Source organism: uncultured Sphingosinicella sp. (assembly GCF_963974575.1).
Classification (GTDB): domain Bacteria; phylum Pseudomonadota; class Alphaproteobacteria; order Sphingomonadales; family Sphingomonadaceae; genus Sphingosinicella.
This window is the reverse complement of the sequence record NZ_CAXBBQ010000006.1, coordinates 273,502-295,386: the sequence shown is the minus strand read 5'-3', so window position 1 is coordinate 295,386 and position 21,885 is coordinate 273,502. Positions and strand designations below refer to the sequence as shown.

The following is a 21,885-nucleotide window of genomic DNA, read 5'->3' as shown; positions in this document are numbered from 1 at the left end:
GCGCGGTTTTCTGCCATAGTTGTTAGAAATATCAGCTACTTAGATGCATCCGCGAATAGTAGAATGAACTCCAAGAAACCGTATCTCACTACATCTCATCATAGCTGATTCCCCTTGCAACTCGACAAGGGAAACCGCCGGGACCGCCAATTACGCCGATACATCGTCTGGAAGGGCTCGATTGGGGCGAGCAGAACGCGCGCATCCGTCCCGATGGACGCGCTCAGCGTGACTAATTCAATGAAATATATGGGGTTATTTGCGTCGCCACGAAGCGTCAGCGGTGCAGGCTCATCAGTCCTTAATCAATGAGTGGGAGGAATAGTTCGCCAACAAATTGAATTGGACGATGAGCCCCAAGGCGCGGCAAATGGCGCCAAATCAAAAAATGCCGTGGGGAGGACAGTCATGGTCACAGCCTTTAGGACAAATTTGCTTTGTGCCACCGCGCTATCGATCGCGTGTGCGCTTGCAGTGCCGGCACATGCCCAGGACGCTGCATCGCAGGGCGAAAAGCCCGAGGCGCAGGAAGGTGGCCTTGAGACAATCGTCGTCACGGCGCAGAAGCGCGAACAGAATTTGCAGGATGTTCCAGCCGCCGTTTCCGCCATAGGCGGCGAGACGCTGCGCACGCGCGGCATCACGGAGACCTCAGACTTGATGGGCGCGATCCCCAGCCTGCAAGTCACCACTCCCTATGGTCGCACCCAACCGAATTTCTCGCTGCGCGGGATTTCAGTGGCGAACGAATTTTCCGCCTCCACTGCGTCGCCGGTTGGCGTCTATGTCGATGAAGTCTATCAGAGCTTCCGGGCGAGCCATGGCCTGCAACTCTATGACATCGACCGGGTCGAGGTACTGCGCGGACCGCAAGGAACACTCTACGGTCGCAACACCACGGGTGGCGCGATCAGCTTCTTCACGCGCAAGCCGGATCTGGGAGAGGCCAATGGCTATCTGACCGCCGGCTATGCCAATTACGACACTTTCACGGTGCAGGGCGCCGCTGAAGCGACGCTGGTTCCCGACATCTTGGGCGTCCGCGTCGCCGGTACTTTTGCAAAAGGGGATGGTTGGCAGCGCAATGTACTGCCTGGGAATGAGCGCGACCTAGGGACCACCGATACGATCGGCGGTCGCATCTCGATCCGCTTCCGGCCCGATCCCGATCTCGACATCAATTTGAAGCTCTATGCCGCGAAGGACGATCCATGGGGCACCGCGCCCTATGCAGGTGGTCAACTCGCGGGCGGGCAGGATGCGCTCGGCTATTCGCGTTACGATCCGCAACCTTTCCTAGGCGGGCGGTTGCTGCGTGACAATGAGGTCGCAGTTGATCGGGTAGGTAAGAACATCAGCAAGTCGAAAGGGATAGCCCTCAACATCAAATGGGATGTCAGCGACCAATTCTCCGTCACCTCGATTACCGGCTACGACACCGGCGACTATATCAACAATCCTGATGATTGCGATGGCGGCCCAGCCGATCTCTGCTCGATCGGCCTCACGTCGACGAGCAAGAATTTCAACCAGGACCTGCGTTTCAGCTATTCGAACGACCGCCTCGATATCATTGCCGGCCTTTATTATGGCAGGGACAAGGTCAAGACGGTCAACTACCCGGACTTTTTCGGGGCGCTGAGGCCGCTGCTGCTTGGCGCCGGTCTTCCGGGCAGCTACAATAACGCCGCAATCGGAACGCCCGACGCGATCCGCTATATCCCAGCCTTTGCCGCCAATCCGGCGTTGGGGCCTGGCGATGCCGGATTCTGCGACGCGATCGAGATCAATCCCAACGGCTTCCTTGATGCACGCTCGCTGATTGCACTCCAGACCGACATCGCGATCAATAATACGGGCAATGGCGGCATGGGGGGTAGCTTTTCGGCGGGCTGCGCCGGGGCAGGCGCGCCTCCGTTCACCCCGATCCTCGGCGAACAGCGTTTTGACGTGTCGCGCCCCTCGAAGGCGATCTACGGCGACGTAACCTGGAAAGCGACCGAGCGGCTGACCGTGGCGGTGGGTGCACGCTACACCCAGGATAAGGTCAATTACCTTAACGGCAGCACTTTCCTCTATGCGCTCGACGGTACGACGCCGGTTGTCAACCTGGTCCCCTACAGCAATCCATACAACCCCAATCTCGCGCCGCTTGAGCAGCGCGAAAAGGCAAACAGGCTAACCGGCCGTATCAATGTCAGCTATGAGTTCGCCGATGATATCATGGGCTATCTCCAGTACAGTCGCGGTTACCGCAGCGGCAGCTTCAACGGGCTTGCCTATCAGGGCGTCAATCAAGTCTATTATATCCAGCCTGAAAAGGTGAATGCATATGAGGCGGGGCTCAAAACCCGGCTGTTCGATCGCCGCGTCCAACTTAACCTCGCGGGCTTCTACTACGAGTATTCGAATCACCAAGTAACGCAGGTGGTCGGCGCTACAACCTTCACGCGCAGCGCCAATGGTCGCCTGTTCGGTGGCGAGGCCGAACTCGCCTGGCAGGTGGCCGATACGTTGCGTTTCGATGCTTCGCTGGGCTATCTCAACAGCAAGTACAAAGGCAATGTGATCGATCCGGCAAACCCGGCCAGCCCGACATTGAACGTCAACGGCAATCCCTTCCCGAACGCGCCGGAGGTTACGTTCCAGGCCGGATTCGACTGGGATATGATCGATGACGGCACCAACAAGCTGACCTTGCGCGGTGATGCGTCCTACATGGGCAAGTACTATTTTGATCCGTTCAAGAATTATGGGCAGACACCGTGCGATACACCCCCAGCGGGATCGAACATAACGCTCGCGGGTAAGGCGATTACATGCGCAAATCCGGGCTACTGGCTCGCCAATGCGCGATTAACCTATGCGCACGACAATATGTCGGTTAGCTTGTGGGCGAAGAATCTGTTCGACAAATATTACTACACCTACGGCCTCAACATGAACGTGTTCGGCTACGATTATCTGAACCGCGGCATGCCGCGCACTTATGGCGTCGAAGCGACAGTCAAGTTCTGATCGCTGCTGCGACGGGGGCGGCGGGCATCCTCTCCCGCCCGCTGCCCCCGATTTTTTCGACCTGACTTTCAGACCGAGGAGCATCCATGATGCGTTCCACCGGCAACGGTCCCTCATTCATCGGCACGGCGTACAGAATCGAGCGCGCTGTGATCACTGAGATCGGCGCAGCTGAAAGCACCGCCCAGGCGAGCAGCGCCGAGCGGCCAGCGCGCCTCCGGACGATTTAACGTGGATGCGTCTCGGAACAGAACTGAGCTGGAACGAATTTTCGCGACCCAACGCGAAGGGACGCGTGAGCAGGTTTCGCGCAGCTACGAAGAACGCATGGACCTGCTCGGGCGCCTTGGCCGGATATTTGAGCAGCACAGAGACGAATTGGTCGATGCCGTTGCCGCCGATTTCGGCATTCGATCCCGCTACGAGACTATCCTGCTCGACCTGATGCTTGGCATATCGGAAATTAAATTTGCGCGCCGCAATCTGAAGACGTGGCTGAGGCCGCGGCGGGTGAAGACTGACATCTTCGGCCTTCCCGGTTCATCGCGCCTGGTCCCCCAGCCCCTAGGTGTGGTGGGCGTTCTCGGCACGTGGAACTATCCGCTCGGCACCATATTCGTTGGCGCGGCCGGTGCATTGGCGGCCGGCAACCGCGTGATCGCAAAGCCGAGCGAAGTTTCCGCCAACGCCGCCGAAGCCAGCGAGCGGCTTGTGCGCCGGTATTTCGCCGAAGAGGAATTCGCGATTGTCCAGGGCGGGCCCGACATGGCACAGGCGATGACGGCCCTACCTTTCGACCATATTCTCTTCACCGGTTCACCCGCGGTTGGCCGCAAAGTCTATGAAGCGGCGGCTGCCAACCTTACACCTGTTACTCTGGAACTTGGCGGCAAATGCCCTGCCATCGTGGGCAAGGGTGCATCGCTTGCACAAGTCTGTGAAAGCTTAGTGTTCGGCAAGCTGCTCAACGCCGGCCAGACCTGCATCGCCGCTGACTATGCCTTCGTCCATGTCGATCAGATGGAAAGCTTCGTCGCCGCACTCCGCGCTCAGGTTGCCAAATGCTACCCCAACGCGGCAAGCAACCCCGATTTCACCAGTATCATCAATGACCGACAGTTCGCGCGGCTCCAAGGTTTGCTCGATGATGCCGAAGCCAAGGGCGCGACGGTGCTCAACCTCTCGGACAACGGCGATGGAACGCTTCCTGAACGGCATCGGATCGTGCCGTTGGCGGTTCTCGACGTTACCGATGACATGGCGATGATGCAGGAGGAGATTTTCGGACCGATCCTGCCGATCATGCCATATCGCTCCGAAGACGAGCTCATTCGCTACGTAAACCGGCATGAGCGCCCGCTGGCGCTCTATTATTTTGGCGACGAAAGTGAGGAACGGCGCAAGATCATTTCCGAAACGCACGCTGGCGGCGTGACTCTCAACGGCACGGTCATGCACGTCTTCCAGCGCCGGCTGCCTTTCGGTGGCATCGGACAGAGCGGCATCGGTGCCTATACCGGCGTCGCCAGTTTCGAGCGCTTCACTCATTACAAGCCGGTGTTCTCTCAGCCGAAACTCAGCCTGCTTGGTCAACTTCTGCCACCCTATTCGAGCAAGACCGAAGGACTACTCAACATCTTCGAAAAGATCCTCTGACGTGGCTGCGGCGGTTGATGCTGGCATGTTGCATGACGCCGGGTCGCCAGCATGGGTCGAATGACAAGGGAAGCAAATGGCTGACTATGTAATTATTGGAGGTGGGTCGTCGGGCGGCGTTATCGCCAGCCGGTTGTCCGAGGACCCCGATGTCACCGTTTGCCTGCTCGAGGCAGGCGGCCCAGGCACCTCGCCGCTTGTGTCCACGCCCGGCGCTTTTGCGGCGCTGATCCAAGACTATCGGATCAATACGCTCAACTGGCGGTTCAACACCGACCCTTCAAAGGCGCTCAACGACCGCCGCCTCTACAATCCGCGCGGGAAGATGCTGGGTGGATCGAGCGGTATGAACGGGATGGTCTATATCCGCGGCGACCGGTCGGATTTCGACCACTGGGCCGAACTCGGCAACGACGGCTGGGGTTACAACGATGTCCTGTCCTATTTCCGCAAGGCTGAGAATAATGAGCGCGGTGAGGATGAGTTTCACGGCTCGTCGGGACCGCTTCACGTATCCAACGGCAAGCGCGAATTCGATGTCTATGATGCTTTCATCGAGGCGGCGACTGGACTGGACCATCAAGCCAATCCGGACTTCAATGGTGCCAGCCAGGAAGGTGTCGGCATCTATCAGTTTACCGTGAAGGACGGGAAGCGCGCCAGCGTGAAGGCGTGTTACCTTGATCCGGTGATGGGCAGGCGCGGCAACCTCCGCGTCGAAGTACATGCCCGCGTCCATCGTATCAGGTTTGAGGGCAACCGCGCGGTGGCAGTCGAGTATTCCCAGGACGGGCAGTTGAAGACGATCCCGTGCGAAAAGGAAGTCATTGTCAGCGGCGGCGCCTATAATTCGCCCCAACTGTTGATGCTTTCCGGTATCGGACCGCGTGATGAGTTGGAGAAGCATGGAATCGAAGTGATTCATGATATTCCCGGTGTCGGCCAGAATCTTCACGACCATCCTGACCTGATGCTGGTCTACCAGTCGAAGAAGCGGCTCGGGATCGCACTCAATGTCGTTGGCGCGCTCAAGACCGTGCGAGACCTATTCCAGTATCTCACGCAAAGGAAAAGCTGGCTGGCATCGCCGCCCACGGCTGCAGGCGGTTTCTTGCGATCCGCGCCGGGGCAGAACCGGGCGGACTGCCAGGTCCATGTCGTGCCGCTCGCCTATCGCGACCATGCGCGCGACTACAAGCTGATGACGAAATGGGGCTATACGATCATTCTCAATATTGGGCGCCCAAAGAGCCGCGGCTGGGTTGCCTTACATGACTCAAACCCCGAATCCGATCCCAAGATGGACCTCAATCTCTTGAGTCATCCCGACGACCTCAAGACGTTGCGCAATGCCTTCCGTGTCGTGCAGGAGATCCTGCATTCGGATCGCATGAAGGCGATGATGAAACGGCCTCTCTATCCTGACCGCTACCTTGAAACTGATGAAGAGATCGACGCCTATATCCGGGCAGAAGCCAATCATGCTTATCATCCGGTGGGAACATGCAAGATGGGCACCGACGAGATGGCGGTGGTCGACAACCGCCTGCGCGTTCACGGCCTCGCAAATATCCGCGTGGCCGATGCCTCGATCATGCCATCAGTCGTCAACGGCAACACCAATGCAACCTGCATCATGATCGGCGAGAAAGCCGCCGACATGATCCGGCACGATAATATGAGCAGCAAGAATAGCATCGCAGAATATTGAATTGGACGATTGGATCAATGCTGCAGACACAGATGCTTACGAAAAGAAGTCCGGAGAGGCCTATCGCATGTCAGTTTATTATGTGTCGACTGCGCCATTGTGGGCGAGCGCCTTAGAGGAGCGCGGCTGATGGACGTCCGTACGCAAATACGTCGCGCCGCACGTTATTTCGCCCAGCAAGAGGCTCTCGTTCACGGCCACAGGCGGTTGACTTTCTCGGAAGCCTGGTTGCGCGGCGTGAAGCTCGCAAATGCTCTTGCGGAGTGCGGCCTTCAACCGGGTGACCGGATTGCTACGCTGGAGAAGAACTCCATCGAGGCCGCCGACATCATACTGGCGGCTGCCATTGGAAACTATACGCGTGTTCCTCTCTATGCGCGCAACCGATGTGAAGCGCACGCCCATATGATCGCGAGTACCGGATCTCGGTTGGCGCTGGTCGATGAGGCATTGGCTTCGGAGTTGGCGGGGCTGGATGCCCAAGCTCCGACGCTTGAGCGGATCATTATCCGCGATCACAACTATGAGAATTGGTTGGCGACAGCCTCGGACCGGGATCCTGATCCCGTCGTCGCGCCGGAGGACTATTGTGTCATCCGCCACACCGGCGGCACGACGGGCAAACCCAAGGGCGTTGCCTATCGGCACCGTTCATGGATGACGATCTCCGCCGCATTTTTCAGCATCGGCCCCCAAGTGGCCCCAGGGGATGCCATTCTGCATGTCGGCCCGTTGTCCCATGCATCGGGCTTCCTGTTCGTGCCGGCCTGGTATTGCGGCGCCCGCAACGTGATGATGGACGGCTTCGATCCAGCGTCCTTTCTTGACACTCTCGAGCAGGAACGGATCAGCCATGCCTTTGTAGCCCCCACCATGCTCAATGCCATAGTGCATCACGACGGGGCATATGGCCGCCACTTTCCGAATTTGAAGTTTCTGCTGAGTGCTTCAGCGCCGATCTCCGAGCCGACGCTTCGCAAGTCGTGCCAGATATTCGGGAATCATGTTCTTCATTCGGGCTATGGACAGACCGAAATCCTGCCCATCGCGTCTATGGGGCCCAACGAGTGGTTCGGCGAATTTGAAGGTTCTGCCCCAATTCGGGCGGTCGGACGTCCCATGAGTGGCGCCGATATCGAAATCCGTAACGAGGACGGAAAGGTGCTGGGACCAAACGAGCCCGGCGAGATCGTCGCACGGTTCGAAAATGGCCAGATGGAGGAATTCTGGAACGATCCGGAGGAAACCGCCCGGCGCATGGAAGATGGCTGGGTCAAAACCGGCGATGTCGGCATGATCGACACAAACGGATTTTTGTATCTGCTCGATCGCAACAACGACATGATCGTGTCAGGCGGCTTCAATATCTATCCCACCGAAATCGAAAACGTAATTGCCGACCATCCCGGTGTACTCGAGGTCGCGGTCTTTGGCGTGCCCCATGAAAAATGGGGTGAAACGCCGCTTGCAATGGTGCGTGTCAAGCCCGGAGCACAAATCACGGAGACCGAGATAATAGATTTGGTGCGCCAGCGTCTGGGCTCCGCAAAAAAGCCAAGCAAGGTCGTTTTTACCGCCGAGCCACTGCCGTTGAGCAATGTCGGAAAGGTGCTTCGTTCAAAGCTTCGAGAGCCCTATTGGGCGGGCCAGGACCGGCGCATTTCGGGGGCATGACCGACGCAGCCATCCTAGCCACATCCTCTATTCCGGTGACCGCCTGCCGGCGCGCGGGAGACTGCAATGGACTATGAATACATCCTGGTTGAGCAACGCGGCCCAGCGCTTTGGGTGACCCTCAACCGGCCGGCAGCGTTGAACAGTCTGTCGTTGGCTTTGGCCGAGGAACTCGCCGCAGCGATCGAGGCAGCGGAAGCAGATGCGACGGTGCGCGCTTGCATTCTTACCGGCGCCGGACGGGCGTTTTGCGCTGGCGCGGATCTGCTCGCAATTGGCGATGGAACAGGCGGACAAACTCTCGCCGAACGCTTAAATCTGTTTCTGCCGCCGCTCGGTCAGGCTTTTAACAGGATCGAGACGTCGCGCCTTCCGATAATTGCGGCGGTCAACGGCCTTACGCTCGCCGGCGGCTTGGAACTGGTGTTGTGCTGTGATCTCGTCATTGCCGCGCACCCGGCCAGATTTGGCGACGCCCATGCAAATTACGGCCTGTTGCCCGGCGGTGGAGGGTCGGTTCGACTCCCTAGGAAGATCGGCGAAGCGCGTGCGAAACATCTGATGATGACCGGCGGGACCATCTCGGCTGCCGAGATGAAGGAAGCCGGACTCGTGACCCAACTGGTTGCTCCCGAGGATCTCATTGCGGCAGCGCAAGCGCTGGTAGAATCTCTTGCAGAAAAGAGCCGGCCAGGGCTCGCCTACATGAAGCAGCTAGTCCGCGCTGCGCAGGATAGCTCGCTCGAAGTCGGGCTGCGTCAGGAACTCGAAACCATGGCTGCTTACGCCTTGTCCAACGACATTGTCGAAGGACTGGCGGCATTCCGGGAGAAGCGGAAGCCCGATTTTTCCGACCGGTGAGACCTGATCGGATGCGGAACACATTGGAAGAATGGATCAACGAATGACCGACATATTCGTCATGGGGGTTGGGATGACCCCGTTCGGAAAACAGTTCGACAAGAGCCTGAAAATGCTCTGCGCCGAAGCTTCGTCGCAGGCCTTTTCCGACGCAGGATGCACCGCCGGCGATGTCGAAGCCATCTTCTTCGGCAATTGCGTCCAGGGGCATATGGAGGGCCAGGACATGATCCGCGGCGAAATCGTGGCGCGAGCGATGGGCATCTCAAGCGTTCCCGTGGTGAATGTCGAAAACGCATGTGCGACGGCTTCCACGGCCTTGCACATGGCCGCCGCCTATGTTCGATCGGGGGCAGCGGATGTCGTACTCGCGCTCGGCGCGGAGAAGATGTACTCGCCCGACAAGGCGCTCATGTTCAGTGCATTCGATGGCGCTTGGGACGTGCATGAAACCGAGTCGGGCCGCGCGCAGCTGCTGGCCATGGGCAATGGCGTCGATGTTCCGGAAGGAACGACATCGAGTCAGCCTTACAGCGTTTTCATGGATGTATACGCCGCGATGGCACGCGCGCACATGAAGACCTACGGCTCGACGCAAGCGCAAATCGCGGCCGTCTCGGCGAAAAATCACATGCATTCGACGCGCAATCTGCTTGCCCAGTATCGCCTCCCATATACCGTCGAAAGTGTACTCGCTGCGCCTCCGATCGTTTACCCGTTCACACTGCCGATGTGCTCCCCGATCAGCGACGGCGCCGCCGCTGCGATCATCTGCAGCGAAGCCGGTCGGCGCAAACTGTCGGCAGCCCCGGACAGGGCGCTAAGAATCCTGGCGTCTGTGCTGCAAACCGGCGCCGCGCGCGATCCCTTTGATTATGACCACCATGTCAGCCGCCTTGCGGCGAACCGGGCCTATGCGATGGCCGGCGTGGGGCCAGAAGATATTGGCGTCGCGGAGGTGCATGACGCCACGGCGGTTGGCGAGATCATTGAAATCGAGGCGCTCGGCCTGACGCCGCCTGGCGAGGGCGGACTCGCGGCAGAGCGCGGTGAGACGGCGCTGGGTGGGCGTATTCCGGTAAACACGTCGGGCGGGCTTGAATGCAAGGGACATCCGATCGGCGCCACCGGGCTCGGCCAAATCTACGAGCTTGCGCTGCAATTGCGCGGCGAGGCGGAAGATCGACAGGTTCCGAATGCCCGGTTCGCGATCGCGCAGAACGGCGGAGGTGTCATCGGGGTGGAAGAGGCGGTGGTCGCCGTCACGATCCTGGGCCGGTAGTTGTCAGAGCGCGCCTAGGGAAACACGGGGTCACGATATGAACTTTGAGCTGTCCGATGAACAACGCATGGCGGTGGAAACCGTCCGCCGCTTTCTCGACAACAAGCTTGAGCCGGAAATCCGCCGGCATGGGGAGCGATTCATCCCCAAACCGCTCATGAAGGAATGGACTCAAGCACTGACCGGCTATGGCCATATTACCGCACCGCATCAGGAGCAATGGGGCGGGCTTGATATGGGATGGCTCACTCATCTGCTCATTTTCGAGGAGATCGCCTATTCCTCGCTCGATGTGGCCATACCCGGCTTCATCAACGCGGTTGGCGCAGAACTCATCCGCCGCTTCGCCCCGGAGACGATCAAGCAACGCTATCTTGCCGACCTCGTCGCGGCCGAGAAGTTCGTTTCGCTCGGCATCTCGGAGCCCGATGTCGGCTCGGACGTCGCCGCCATCAAGACACGCGCCGTACGAGACGGCGATTTCTGGGTCATCAATGGCGAAAAGACCTGGATCACCAACGGAGCCTACTCGGACATCTTCATCTGTACGTGCAAGACTGGCGAAAATGAAGTCACTCACATCCTGGTCGATCGTGACGAGAGTGAGTATGAGGTGCGCGATATCCAGAAGATGGCGCTCAACGGCCAATCGACTGCACAGATATTCCTGTCCGATTGCCGCGTACCGGTGGCAAACACGATCGGCCGGGTCGGCGATGGATTGCGCAATACGTTGCAAGTGTTCGAGATTGCCCGCTGCCATATGGCGATGTGGAGTATCGGCATCGCACGGCGAGCAATGGATGAGGCGATCGCGTACGCTCGCGATCGCGCGCAGCATGGCAAGAAGATCGCCGGCCATCAGCTGATCGCCGACAAGATCGCCATCATGGCGACCAAGATCGACGCAGCCCGTCTGTTGACGCACCGGGCAATATCCCTCGTCCAGGCGGGCACGCGCGCAGAGACGGAATGCTCGATGGCCAAGTGGTACGCCACCGAAATGGCGATCGAAGCGACGCGCGATGCGCTTCAGATCCATGGCGGCAACGGCGTCACCCGCGAATTCATCGTTGAGCGGCTGGTGCGTGAGGCGATCATTTGCCCCATCCCCGATGGCACGACGGAGATTCAAAAGCTTGTTGTTTCGCGCGCCCTGACCGGCATTCAAGCCTTTCGGTAAGGCTCAGACGAAAACGACAGCGTCGACGGAAATGGAGCCGCGTGCCTGACTCGCACAGGATCAAATGCGCAGATGCGTCGCTCAGGTAAAAGAGGCAGACAAGCGATGGACGAAGAGCTTCGTTTCGATGGCAGGGTAGTGGTTGTGACCGGAGCCGGAGGCGGACTTGGGCGCCAGTACGCGCTGATGTTTGGCGGGCGCGGAGCCAAGGTGGTGGTGAATGATCTGGGTGGCGACGAGAAAGGGAGCGGCAGCTGCTCCACAGCCGCTGACAATGTGGTCGACGAAATTCGAGCCACGGGCGGTCAGGCGGTGGCAAATTATGCGTCGGTCGAGGAGGGCGCGCTGATCATCCAAGCCGCGGTTGACAACTTCGGAACCGTTGACGTCGTCATCAACAATGCCGGCATCCTGCGCGATGTGAGCTTCCACAAAATGACCGACGAAGACTGGACACTGCTTCAGCGGGTCCATCTGAATGGGACGCGGGCAGTGACGCAGGCAGCATGGCCGATACTGCGCGACAAGGGCTATGGCCGCATCGTCATGACCACGTCTGCAGCCGCAATCTACGGCAACTTCGGTCAGGCCAACTATGCCGCAGCCAAGCTCGGAATATTGGGGCTTGCGAACGCGCTGGCGGAGGAGGGGCGGTCCAGAAACATCCAGGTTAATACGATCGCCCCAATCGCCGCATCGCGTATGACCGCGACTGCCTTTCCACAAGAGTTTCTCGCCAATCTCAGAGCGGAAGCGATCAGTCCATTGGTCGGTTGGCTTGCGCACGAGAATTGCAGCGAAACCAAAGGGCTTTTTGAAGTTGGAGCCGGCTATATCGCCAAGCTTAGGTGGGAGCGCGCGCTTGGGCACGCCTTCGGAGCGGACAGGGCGTTCACGCTCGATGATGTCGCCCGGCACTGGGGTAGAATTGTCGACTTCACGGATGCCGAGCACCCGCTCGGGCTGAATGACAGCCTTGAGGCGGTAGAACGGGCGCTGAGAGCGTAATCAACCCGATGAATTACCATGATATTTTTGAGCGGCCGTCGGGCTGCCGATGGCGTCGTGCTGCCGCCAGATATCGATGAGCAGCAGGAATAGTTCTGCAGCGAATTGAATTGGACGACGGCCCTCAAATGCCGCCAAACGGCATGAACTACACAATATCTCCTGGGAAGAGAGGATCAGCCATGAGAGGATGTCTATTGGCTTCTGCCGCGTTGTTGTGCTCGGGAACAGCATTTGCCCAGGAAGCAACGCCCCAGGCGAACGACCAAACCGGGAGCGCCACGGAAGCGCTGGCTGAGGACATTGTCGTTACCGCCACCAAAAAAGGGCTATGGCGAAAGCGTGCAGAAAGTACCGATGGCGGTCACGGCTTTTGGTGAAGCGCAGCTGGATGCCAAGTTCGTCCAGAATCTTCAAAGTCTGAGCTACGACGTTCCCAACGTCCAGCTCGAGGATGTGGGTACGGCACCGGGCTATGCCAATTTCACTATCCGGGGCCTCGGCATCAACAGCACGATCCCATCGATCGACCCCACCGTAGGCGTTTTCACTGACGGTATTTACCTCGGCATCAACGCTGGTGTCGTGCTGGACAACTTCGACCTTGAGGGGATCGAAGTTCTGCGTGGACCGCAAGGCTTGCTTTTCGGTCGCAACGTTACCGGCGGTGCCGTGGTTGTGCGGACCACGCGGCCCAGCTTCGATTTTGGAGCCAAAGCCAAGCTATCCATTGAAACGGGACTGAAAAAGACCGTAAGCGGCACGGTTACCGGACCTATCGTCGATGACGTTTTGGCTGCCAAATTGGCCGTCTACTACAGCGACGACAATGGCTGGTTTCGCAACCGCTTCGACAATCGCAGCTTCGGTAAATCACATGACCTTATCATTCGCCCGGCACTTTCGCTCAAGGGTGGCGACCGCTTCCGAATGGATCTCCGCTATGAGCATGGCGATGTCGAAAGCGATGGAGCCCCTGTCCAGAGTCACGCGCTGTTTCCCCGCGACAGCTTCAGGTTTTCGATCAATTTCCCAGGTTTCTATGATGCCAAATGGGACCAGGCGATCGTGGAAACCAACATCGATGTCGGTCTGGGCGAAGGCGTCTTCACCAACATCGCTGGCTATCGGAAATTCCGATCCTCCGCGGGCGCTGATATCGATGGAACACCACAGTCCTTCTTTCATGCCTTTTTCGAAATCGACCAGGATCAACTCAGCGACGAACTTCGTTATGCCGGAAGGTTCGGTGACGTCGAATTGACAACCGGTCTATACTATTTTTCCCAGGATCTTCGTTACGCCGAGCTGCGGAATCTTTTGGGCGGTGCTCGGATCGTTTCCGGTGGGGGTACGCAAGACCAGACAACATGGGGCATTTTTGCTTCGACCGACTGGCATTTCACCGATACGCTGACCTTGAATCTCGGCGCGCGGTATAGTTGGGAACGCAAAGCCGTTCGGGTCTCGGCCTTACGCGCAAATGGTTGCAATCTAGACACGCTGATCTGTGCAACCAATTTCGCCGACGCGGCAAAATGGCGAGGGTTTACGCCGAAAATCGGCCTTCAGTGGAAGCCGGATGACGACACGCAGATTTATGGCCTTTACACGCGCGGGTTCCGCAGCGGCGGATATAATTTGCGCAACACCGATCCCGCTGTGCCGCCGGGGCCATTCAATCAAGAGACCCAGGACAGTTTCGAACTCGGCGCCAAGAAGCAATTCGGGCGCCACCGGATCAACCTGGCGGCCTTCTACAATCGCATGAAGGACCTGCAGCGCGAGATCAACCTGCCCGGACCGCTTGGCGTCAGCCAGGTCATACGGAACACCGCCGACGCCACAATCAAAGGCGTCGAGGCCGAGGGGCAGTTTTTTCTTTTGTCCAACCTCGTGATTTCGGGTCAGCTCGGCTACGTGAATGGCCAGTATCGCAACGTCCAGTTCGACCTCAGCGGTGATGGCGTCATCAACGATGTGGATCGTGCGCTCAAATTGCCAAGGCTGTCGCCATGGACCTATGGCGTGGGGCTGACTTATGATCAGCAGCTTGGCGAATTGGGGACAGCAACGGCGCGTGTCAGCTTCACGCATCGCGACAAGGCGGCATTCACCGACAACAACGTCGGCTTCCTTCAGGGCGCCGATATGCTCGATGCGAGCCTCACATTGGCGACCGACAACAAGCACTGGCGCTTCTCCATCTATGGCCGAAACCTCCTGAATGAGGTGACGATTGGCGGCGATACACCTTTGCCGGCGGCCTTCGGGGGCACGGGTGCAAGCCTTTCACCGCTAAACAGGGGGCGCGTCATCGGCGGAGAAGTGGCGATTAGCTTCTAGGCCATTTTCGAGGCGAGTGGAATCACCCGCCAACTCGGAAAATGCCCAAGATCAATTTGCTAGAGCATTTCCTGCCGGAAAGCCGGTTCCCACTTCTGCGCGAAATGCTCTAGCTGATCGCGACGGATGCAGCGGATTTCCGATCGCACCCCGCCCCCTTGCCGTTAATCCGATGATGCGGTGCGCCATGCCTGACGAACAAGGCTGACGAGCGCACGGCCAGCCGGTTTTACCTGCCAGCGGCTACGCACAGCATAACAAAGCGTCAATGGATCGAATAAACCGATTCCCTCCAAGGCCACGAAATTGGCGCGAAACCATGAGTTCTCGGTGAACTGTTTTGCAACCATCCCGATAGCATCGGATGTGGCAACGATCCGTCGAACCAATTGAAAATAGTCTGTCATGTGGATCCAGTCAGCGGGACGCTTACCGCTTTTTTCGTACATCTGCTGAATGATCGATGTGTAGGGTTCGGAAGATGAGGGCACTACGAATTCGAACTGGACCAGCGGCTCCTTGCTGGTCGGGTTTATCCCCAGAATGGGATGATTGTTCCGCACAAAAGGCAGTATTTCGATCGAGGCGACCCGCTCGCACTTGAATTCCGGCCAGCGTGCAAAGGCCGCTTCAAGTCCAAAGGCGACATCGATATCGCCGCGCGACAGGAGTCGCACGCCCCTTTCGCTGTTGCCCGAAACGACTTCGACGCGCACTGCCGGATGGCGCCGCAGCAAAGAAACCAGAGGTTGGGTGAGCAACCAGTCGATTGACCCTGGGAACAGTCCGATTCGAAGCGGGCCCGCATAGGCGTCGGCGCGGCGGGCTGTATCTCCGAGTAGTTCAGCTGCGTCGGCAAGCAAGCGCGCTGCGCGATCAATAAATTCGCGTCCCTCCTCTGTCGGCATCGCGCCCCGTGAGGTCCGATGGAAAAGGGAATAGCCAAGATGCCGTTCGAGTTCAGCGACACTCTTGGTCACCGCCGACTGCGTGACACCAACCGCATCCGCTGCCCTGGAGAAGGAACGAAGCTGACCAACCGCGACGGCATGCTTGAGGCGAGAATCGAGCATGGACATGCCCCACAGGAATAATTGCTCCAGAGAATGAATTAGGCGAATCAAGGTCATTTTGCCAATCTTACTTTCGACACTGCCGCCCAGCACGACTGCAACCCGTCTCGAAATCTGGAGCGGCGAAACGGCCTGGATCAAAGCGCCAAGGTCTCAGACGCAGGTATGCCTGAATGACGAAAACTGGTCCGCTTGCAGGCCTCAAAATACTCGAAATTGCGGGCATCGGCCCGGCGCCGTTTTGCGGAATGCTGTTGGCCGACCTTGGCGCCGATGTCGTCGTCATTGAACGCGTAAGCCCTAACTCCGAAAATATCGATCTTGGCAGCGGCGCCATTGTGAACCGCGGGAAACGTGTAATTGCCTTGGATCTGAAGTCCCCCGAAGGCGTCGCGCATGTCCTGGATCTCGTCCAAAGGGGCGATGTACTGATCGAAGGCATGCGGCCTGGGGTGATGGAGAGGCTCGGCCTTGGTCCCGAGGTTTGCCTAGCGCGTAACCCCCGCCTTGTATTCGGTCGCATGACGGGTTGGGGGCAGCAGGGACCTCTCGCCCAAGCGGCCGGCCATGACATCAACTATATCGCGCTGTCAGGAGCCCTTTGGTATGCTGGGCATCCCGGTGAACCGCCAATGGCGCCGCCAAGCCTGGTAGGCGATATTGGGGGTGGAGCGCTCTATTTGGCCATCGGCGTCCTCGCAGCGGCAATGCACGCGCGGGATACCGGGAATGGGCAAGTGGTTGACGCCGCGATCGTCGATGGGAGCGCTCACATGATGAACTTGCTCCTGAGCCTGAAGGCCGCCGGCCAGGTTGCCAGCATACGCGGCTGCAGCATCCTTGACGGCCCTCACTGGTACTCGACCTATCGGTGCGCCGACGGGAATTTCATCTCAGTCGGATCACTCGAGCCCAAGTTCTATGCGCTGCTTTGCAAAAAGCTGGGGTTGGCCGGCGATAGCAGTTTTGACGACGGCTATGATCGTGATGCCTGGCCCGAGCTCAAGCAGCGTTTTAGCGAGATATTCGCCATGCGGACACGGGAAGAATGGCGCACACTGCTGGAAGGCAGCGATGCCTGCTTTGCCCCCGTGCTTGATCCGGACGAAGCGGCGCGCCATCCTCATATGGCAGCGCGAGGCGTCTATCGGGAGATCGACAATATCCTCCAGGCAATGCCGGCGCCACGTTTTTCGGGCTCGTCACTACCGATCCCCGGACCGATCCCGCTGCATCATGAAGATCCGAGTACAATTCGGCGGGGCTGGAGCAAACCGGACCGCTGCGGGATTACCGCCAGAACCGACTGTTGCGAGTAGTCGGTTGGCATGGTGGGCGGCCAGCGGCCCGACACGAACGGTGATTTCATAACTATGAACCAATGCGACGCTCCGCTTCGCTGCGCTGCATTCAAATCAAAGGAGACAACGACACACAGGCACGTCAAACTATCCGATGATTCCTGTACGCCACGCCGGAACGGCGATTGCGGACGTGTCCACGGGACGTTGTTCGCATCGTGATTCGCTCGGCGCTTGAAATCAATGCTCGCCCCGGATGTGACGACGCCGATGGGATTTCCACTGCGGCGTCCACGGCCAATGTCCTGGCGTGAGGGCTTCGGTCATCGACCGATTCGACCGTCCGAATGCGGTCTTTTGGCGCGCCTGAGAATCCGCATCAGAGTTGAGTGCGCGTTGTTCGGGAATCTCATTTAAATATTTGTAAAAACGTAATAATATAGATAATAACTCCAACCTGTATCCAGTGTGGAGTAATGGTCGCAGGGCGTGAACTTACGCCCTTATGGATGCGTCGAAGTCCTTCAGTTTGAATCTCAGGAAATTGCGGCTTGCGATGCGCATCACGCAAGAAGCGCTCGCCCATGATGCGGGCACGAGCAGCTCTTATCTGAGTGCGATCGAAAATGGCCGGTCGAGCCCGACGCTGAAAGCAATGGAGCGGCTCGCGAAGGCACTCGGCGTTAATGCCGTCTATCTCTTGTCCGGCCGGATATCGATCTCGATCGTTTCGGACGACGAACTGGAAATCGGCGCGATACTGGCGCGCCCGGCGGTGACGCTCCGGCGCCATCCGCACAAGCCGACGGGGCGGCCGAGCAAGACCAAGTAAATCATCGGGGGCTGCACGCGCGTGGGCTGGAACCACGCGCCCGATAGACGCGCCCGCAACGCGCGCGTCGAAAGGAGTGCCCCTCGGTGCCGTTTCGCGACCTCGATGCCTATATTAAGCAGGCCAGGCGCGCGAACAGTGATCGCGAGCTGTTCAGTTGCAGCGAGGCCGCCGCACGCCAGCTCGGCCTCCCATGGCTCGCGATCGTCCAGAGCATGGCCTTCTTTCAGCCCGGTGGGCGATATTTCCGCATGGACAATTTCCAGAGCTGGGGCGACGTTTTCGTCGCCGAAGGCTATTACCGCGACGATCCCGCCTTGCTCGCGGCGCGCTCGACAAGCCGGGCGTTCTGCTGGCACGAAATGGAGCGACTGCTGGGCGGCTTCACGCGGCGACAGGCGCGCATCGTGCGCGAAGCCGCGCGTCATGGCCTGCGCAACGGCCTCACCGTTCCGATTGGCGTCGCCGGCGAGCCGCCCGGATGCTGTACGTTCGCAACGCGCGACGGGCAATTGCCGCCATCGCATATCTGCCGGATCGCGACGCTGATGGCGAGCGAGGCGTTTACCGAGGCGCGGCGCTTGCACGGCTTTCCGGCGCGCCCGCTGAAATTACCCCATCTCAGCCCAAAGCGGCTCGAATGCTTTCGCTTGGCGGCGATGGGCAAGAGCGACGTCGAGATCGGGATCATGATGAACATCGCCCCGACGACAGTGCGCACCTACATGCGTGACCTGCGCGAACATTTCGGAATCTATTCCCGCGCGCAGCTCCCGGCGATCGCGCTCGCCTGCGGAATCGTCTGCATCGAGGAGATCGTCCCGCGGTTCTGAGCGGGATCGCCGCATCCTCAATATTGACGACTGTTTGAGCCCTTCATCTCTGCTCCCTTCGCGACTGTTCAATTTGAACGGGAGCTACTGCCATGATCCATATTGTCAAAGGGTGCTCGCTTACCGATGCGCGCGCCGCCTCGATGTTCGAGGACCGCAAGACCCTGTTCGTCGATCTGCTGGGCTGGGATGTTCCGGTCGTCGGCGGCCGCTATGAAATCGACAGCTATGACGGCGACAAGGCGGTCTATCTGATCGCCACCGACGATGGCTGCATTCACCAGGGGTCGATGCGGCTGCTATCGACAGAGGGCGCACATCTTCTCGCCGATCGTTTCGCGTCGCTCTGCGAGTGCGATGCGCCCCGGGGGGAGCAGGTTCGCGAGATTACGCGACTTTGCCTGCCGCAACGATTGGGCGCCCCCGGACGCCTGCGTGTCCGCAACCGGCTCATCTCGGCGATGGTCGATCATGCGCTCGGCAGCGGAATCACCATGCTAACCGGCGTCGTGACCGCTGCTTTTCGCGAGGAGGTTTTGGCGATGGGCTGGCGCGCAGCGCCGCTCGGCCCCGCGCGCCGCATCGATGGCGCGTTCCTTGGAGCGTTCCGCATCGAGATCTGCGCCGGTACGCCTGCGCTGCTGGCGTCGAACGGCATCTATGTACCGGGTGCGATCACTCCCGATGCGGCGGCAAGAGCCGCGTGAAGGGAATGGCGATGCACGACCCCGCCCGCCTCGCCGCGATGCTGCTCGCCGACGGTTATGTCATTGTCGATAACGCCGTGCCGACCGAGCTAATCACCGCGCTCGAAGCCGAACTCGCACCGCGCTTCGTCGCCACGCCCTTTTGCGAAGGCGGATTCTACGGAGCCCGCACCAAGCGCTTTGGCGCGTTGTTGCGGCGTTCACGGCATATCGCCGGCCTTGTGCTGCACCCGATCATCCGCGGTATCGCCGAAACGGTGCTCGGGGAATGGTGCGATCGTATCGTTCTCAACCTCACCCAGGCGATCGAAATCCATCCCGGCGCGCTCGCGCAGGTGCCGCACCGCGACCAGGATCTCTGGGGCGGCGTCAAGACCGGGATGCACTATCAGATCAACGTCATCTGGCCGATCGATCCGTTCACGCTGGAGAGTGGCGCGACGCTGGTCTGGCCGGGCAGCCATCACGATGCGGCATCGCAACCGGGCGATGCACGTCCGGTCGCCGCCGAAATGCCACCCGGCTCCGCGCTGCTGTTCCTCGGATCGATCCTGCATGGTGCCGGCGCTAACCAGTCCGATCATGTGCGCCGCGCGGTCATCACCTCCTATTGCCTCGGATGGCTGCGGACGTTCGAGAATCAGTATCTCGTCTATCCGCCCGCCATCGCTCGAGCGTTCGATCCCGATCTGGCCGCGCTCATCGGCTATGCCCAGCATCGCCCCAATCTCGGCAATGTCGAAGGCCAGTGCCCGTCCGTGCTGCTTCACCGGGACGATATCGACGGCCTCCCTGCGATCGACGCGCTGCTCCCCGGCCAGGCCGACATGCTGGATGCCTATGTCGCCGAACAGGAAGCCGCGCGTGCGGGCCTGATCGGCGGGTAACGCGGGTTCGTCGGACCGGGCGCTGCACTCATGACACACGATCCAAACCCCGAAGCAGGCGGCGGCGCGCGAACACGGATCGAGGCGGATTCATCCGCTGTGGACGGTGGAGCCACGGCGTCGTCGGCCGCGGAGCGCGCTCGGCGGGCACGCGAGCATTGCCCGTTTCTGACAACCAAGCAGGCCGCGTTCCATCTCGGTCTCGCGGGGGACACGCTCAAGAAGATGCGCCGGGAGCGGCGCGGCCCGCCGTGCCGAAAGCATGGCACCGTCTGGCGCTACCATATCGACGATATCGAGGCCTGGTCGCGCGCGAACATGCGGGAGGGAGGCAATGGCTAGGCTGCTACCCTCCCGTCTGCCGGCTAAACCCACCGCGCTGATCGGTCTCGGCGCGGCCGCGCTGGCGACCACGATCGCGCTGCCGCCAACGCCGTGGCTGGTCTGGAACGCATCGGCCAGCGCGCCGATCGGTCTCTATGCCGTCAGCGGACGGCAGGACATCGCATCGGGCGACATGGTGCTGGTCCGGGTGCCCGACCGCTGGCGCCGGCTCGCCGCCGAGCGGCGCTACATTCCGATCAATATCCCGCTGGTCAAGCGCGTCGCGGCCGCGCCCGGCGATCGCGTCTGTGCGCGCGGGCGGGAGATCTATGTCAACGGCCACCCGGTGGCCGAACGCCGCGAAGCCGATGGCCGCGACCGTCCGATGCCGTGGTGGAATGGCTGCGTGATGTTGCGTTCGGGCGCATTGTTCCTGCTGATGGACAGCCCGGATTCGTTCGATGGGCGTTATTTCGGACCGACATCGCGCGGCGACGTCATCGGCGAGGTGCGACTGCTGTGGCTGGGCTGAGGGTCGCCATCACCGCCCTGGCGCTGCTGGCGGCGGCACCGGCTGACGCGCAGTCGGTCGTTCACTGGCGGCCCTATATCGAGGCAGCCTCGGCGCGTTTCGGCGTGCCGGTAGAATGGATCGAGCGCGTCATGCGCGCCGAGAGCGGCGGGCGCACGGTGCTGGACGGGCGCCCGATTACCAGCCACGCCGGCGCGATGGGACTGATGCAGCTCATGCCCGGCACCTGGTCCGAAATGCGCGCGCGGCTCGGGCTCGGACGTGATCCCCATAGCCCGCGCGACAACATATTGGCGGGGACGCTCTATCTTCGTCTGATGTATGACCGCTTCGGTTATCCCGGACTGTTCGCAGCCTATAACGCGGGACCGGCACGCTATGCCGAGCACGTGCGGACCGGCCGCGCGCTGCCCGGTGAGACCCGCGCCTATCTCGCGAGCGTCGCCGGAGTGCCCGTCAATTCCCGGTCGGCTGTCACGGCCGCCAGTGCAACGCCGCGTACCGTCAATGCCATCTTCTTCGCGATCGGCGACCGGCCCCCTGCCGGCCGGAGCGAAGCCGGTGCGGCCACGCTGTTCGTCGCGCTGCGATCGACGTCGCCCGAGAAGAACGCGCCAGACCGCCCATAGTGCGAGCCGATCGGGGCTTCATGCCGAA

18 protein-coding genes are annotated in these 21,885 nt (G+C 60.0%); 17 read left to right on the top strand and 1 reads right to left on the bottom strand.

Going from position 1 to position 21,885, the window contains the following annotated elements; all coding sequences use genetic code 11:
• Positions 1–408 precede the first annotated feature (408 nt).
• From AAC014_RS13240 to AAC014_RS13200, 9 genes are all read left to right on the top strand, one after another.
• Positions 409–3,018 carry a TonB-dependent receptor gene (locus AAC014_RS13240; protein WP_339709190.1) on the top strand — a complete coding sequence of 870 codons (2,610 nt, stop codon included), beginning with the start codon at positions 409–411 and terminating at the stop codon, positions 3,016–3,018.
• Between the two features lie 231 nt (positions 3,019–3,249).
• Positions 3,250–4,674, top strand: a complete 1,425-nt coding sequence (locus AAC014_RS13235; RefSeq protein ID WP_157228455.1) for an aldehyde dehydrogenase family protein — start codon at positions 3,250–3,252, stop codon at positions 4,672–4,674.
• A 76-nt stretch (positions 4,675–4,750) separates the two neighbouring features.
• Entirely contained in the window at positions 4,751–6,385 is a 1,635-nt protein-coding gene (locus AAC014_RS13230) for a GMC family oxidoreductase N-terminal domain-containing protein (RefSeq protein WP_137890625.1), read from the top strand.
• Between the two features lie 129 nt (positions 6,386–6,514).
• A complete protein-coding gene (locus tag AAC014_RS13225; protein WP_026108915.1) occupies positions 6,515–8,059 on the top strand; it encodes an AMP-binding protein in 1,545 nt (514 codons plus the stop codon).
• A 66-nt stretch (positions 8,060–8,125) separates the two neighbouring features.
• A complete protein-coding gene (locus AAC014_RS13220) occupies positions 8,126–8,920 on the top strand; it encodes an enoyl-CoA hydratase/isomerase family protein (protein ID WP_011415062.1) in 795 nt (264 codons plus the stop codon).
• 43 nt (positions 8,921–8,963) lie between these two features.
• Positions 8,964–10,202, top strand: a complete 1,239-nt coding sequence (locus AAC014_RS13215) for a thiolase family protein (RefSeq protein ID WP_011415063.1) — start codon at positions 8,964–8,966, stop codon at positions 10,200–10,202.
• A 37-nt stretch (positions 10,203–10,239) separates the two neighbouring features.
• Positions 10,240–11,385 carry an acyl-CoA dehydrogenase family protein gene (locus AAC014_RS13210; protein WP_017499968.1) on the top strand — a complete coding sequence of 382 codons (1,146 nt, stop codon included), beginning with the start codon at positions 10,240–10,242 and terminating at the stop codon, positions 11,383–11,385.
• A 105-nt stretch (positions 11,386–11,490) separates the two neighbouring features.
• Positions 11,491–12,393 carry an SDR family oxidoreductase gene (locus AAC014_RS13205; RefSeq protein ID WP_011415065.1) on the top strand — a complete coding sequence of 301 codons (903 nt, stop codon included), beginning with the start codon at positions 11,491–11,493 and terminating at the stop codon, positions 12,391–12,393.
• A gap of 342 nt (positions 12,394–12,735) precedes the next feature.
• On the top strand, positions 12,736–14,739 hold the full coding sequence (locus AAC014_RS13200; RefSeq protein WP_231735665.1) for a TonB-dependent receptor: 2,004 nt from the start codon (positions 12,736–12,738) through the stop codon (positions 14,737–14,739).
• Between the two features lie 164 nt (positions 14,740–14,903).
• Here the strand turns inward: AAC014_RS13200 and AAC014_RS13195 are convergent, their stop codons facing one another.
• Positions 14,904–15,905, bottom strand: coding sequence for a LysR family transcriptional regulator (locus AAC014_RS13195; protein ID WP_017499965.1), 1,002 nt, complete (start codon positions 15,903–15,905; stop codon positions 14,904–14,906).
• Between the two features lie 80 nt (positions 15,906–15,985).
• Between AAC014_RS13195 and AAC014_RS13190 the strand changes: the two genes are divergently transcribed.
• The 8 genes from AAC014_RS13190 to AAC014_RS13155 all read left to right on the top strand — a co-directional run bounded on the left by AAC014_RS13190 (position 15,986) and on the right by AAC014_RS13155 (position 21,857).
• The gene (locus tag AAC014_RS13190; RefSeq protein ID WP_026108913.1) at positions 15,986–17,131 is read left to right on the top strand and encodes a CaiB/BaiF CoA-transferase family protein; all 1,146 of its coding nucleotides are present in this window, start codon (positions 15,986–15,988) and stop codon (positions 17,129–17,131) included.
• A gap of 487 nt (positions 17,132–17,618) precedes the next feature.
• Positions 17,619–17,945: a helix-turn-helix transcriptional regulator gene (locus AAC014_RS13185; RefSeq protein ID WP_017499963.1), complete on the top strand. Its 327-nt coding sequence runs from the start codon at positions 17,619–17,621 to the stop codon at positions 17,943–17,945.
• A gap of 86 nt (positions 17,946–18,031) precedes the next feature.
• Positions 18,032–18,778, top strand: coding sequence for a LuxR family transcriptional regulator (locus AAC014_RS13180; RefSeq protein WP_017499962.1), 747 nt, complete (start codon positions 18,032–18,034; stop codon positions 18,776–18,778).
• Between the two features lie 92 nt (positions 18,779–18,870).
• Complete coding sequence (locus AAC014_RS13175; protein ID WP_017499961.1) at positions 18,871–19,485, top strand: acyl-homoserine-lactone synthase; 615 nt, start codon at positions 18,871–18,873, stop codon at positions 19,483–19,485.
• An 11-nt stretch (positions 19,486–19,496) separates the two neighbouring features.
• Positions 19,497–20,372 carry a phytanoyl-CoA dioxygenase family protein gene (locus AAC014_RS13170; RefSeq protein ID WP_038292484.1) on the top strand — a complete coding sequence of 292 codons (876 nt, stop codon included), beginning with the start codon at positions 19,497–19,499 and terminating at the stop codon, positions 20,370–20,372.
• 30 nt (positions 20,373–20,402) lie between these two features.
• Positions 20,403–20,714: a helix-turn-helix domain-containing protein gene (locus AAC014_RS13165; RefSeq protein WP_081095412.1), complete on the top strand. Its 312-nt coding sequence runs from the start codon at positions 20,403–20,405 to the stop codon at positions 20,712–20,714.
• Positions 20,707–21,228, top strand: coding sequence for a S26 family signal peptidase (locus AAC014_RS13160; protein WP_017499958.1), 522 nt, complete (start codon positions 20,707–20,709; stop codon positions 21,226–21,228). Before AAC014_RS13165 ends, AAC014_RS13160 begins: the two co-directional genes overlap by 8 nt.
• A complete protein-coding gene (locus AAC014_RS13155) occupies positions 21,216–21,857 on the top strand; it encodes a lytic transglycosylase domain-containing protein (protein WP_017499957.1) in 642 nt (213 codons plus the stop codon). Before AAC014_RS13160 ends, AAC014_RS13155 begins: the two co-directional genes overlap by 13 nt.
• Positions 21,858–21,885 lie beyond the last annotated feature (28 nt).

Excerpts from the sequence above, each read along its gene's own strand:
- AAC014_RS13240 (WP_339709190.1), top strand. The coding sequence starts at position 409 with ATGGTCACAGCCTTTAGGACAAATTTGCTTTGTGCCACCGCGCTATCG.
- AAC014_RS13230 (WP_137890625.1), top strand. The coding sequence starts at position 4,751 with ATGGCTGACTATGTAATTATTGGAGGTGGGTCGTCGGGCGGCGTTATC.
- AAC014_RS13225 (WP_026108915.1), top strand. The coding sequence starts at position 6,515 with ATGGACGTCCGTACGCAAATACGTCGCGCCGCACGTTATTTCGCCCAG.
- AAC014_RS13220 (WP_011415062.1), top strand. The coding sequence starts at position 8,126 with ATGGACTATGAATACATCCTGGTTGAGCAACGCGGCCCAGCGCTTTGG.
- AAC014_RS13215 (WP_011415063.1), top strand. The coding sequence starts at position 8,964 with ATGACCGACATATTCGTCATGGGGGTTGGGATGACCCCGTTCGGAAAA.
- AAC014_RS13210 (WP_017499968.1), top strand. The coding sequence starts at position 10,240 with ATGAACTTTGAGCTGTCCGATGAACAACGCATGGCGGTGGAAACCGTC.
- AAC014_RS13205 (WP_011415065.1), top strand. The coding sequence starts at position 11,491 with ATGGACGAAGAGCTTCGTTTCGATGGCAGGGTAGTGGTTGTGACCGGA.
- AAC014_RS13190 (WP_026108913.1), top strand. The coding sequence starts at position 15,986 with ATGACGAAAACTGGTCCGCTTGCAGGCCTCAAAATACTCGAAATTGCG.
- AAC014_RS13185 (WP_017499963.1), top strand. The coding sequence starts at position 17,619 with ATGGATGCGTCGAAGTCCTTCAGTTTGAATCTCAGGAAATTGCGGCTT.
- AAC014_RS13175 (WP_017499961.1), top strand. The coding sequence starts at position 18,871 with ATGATCCATATTGTCAAAGGGTGCTCGCTTACCGATGCGCGCGCCGCC.
- AAC014_RS13170 (WP_038292484.1), top strand. The coding sequence starts at position 19,497 with ATGCACGACCCCGCCCGCCTCGCCGCGATGCTGCTCGCCGACGGTTAT.
- AAC014_RS13165 (WP_081095412.1), top strand. The coding sequence starts at position 20,403 with ATGACACACGATCCAAACCCCGAAGCAGGCGGCGGCGCGCGAACACGG.
- AAC014_RS13160 (WP_017499958.1), top strand. The coding sequence starts at position 20,707 with ATGGCTAGGCTGCTACCCTCCCGTCTGCCGGCTAAACCCACCGCGCTG.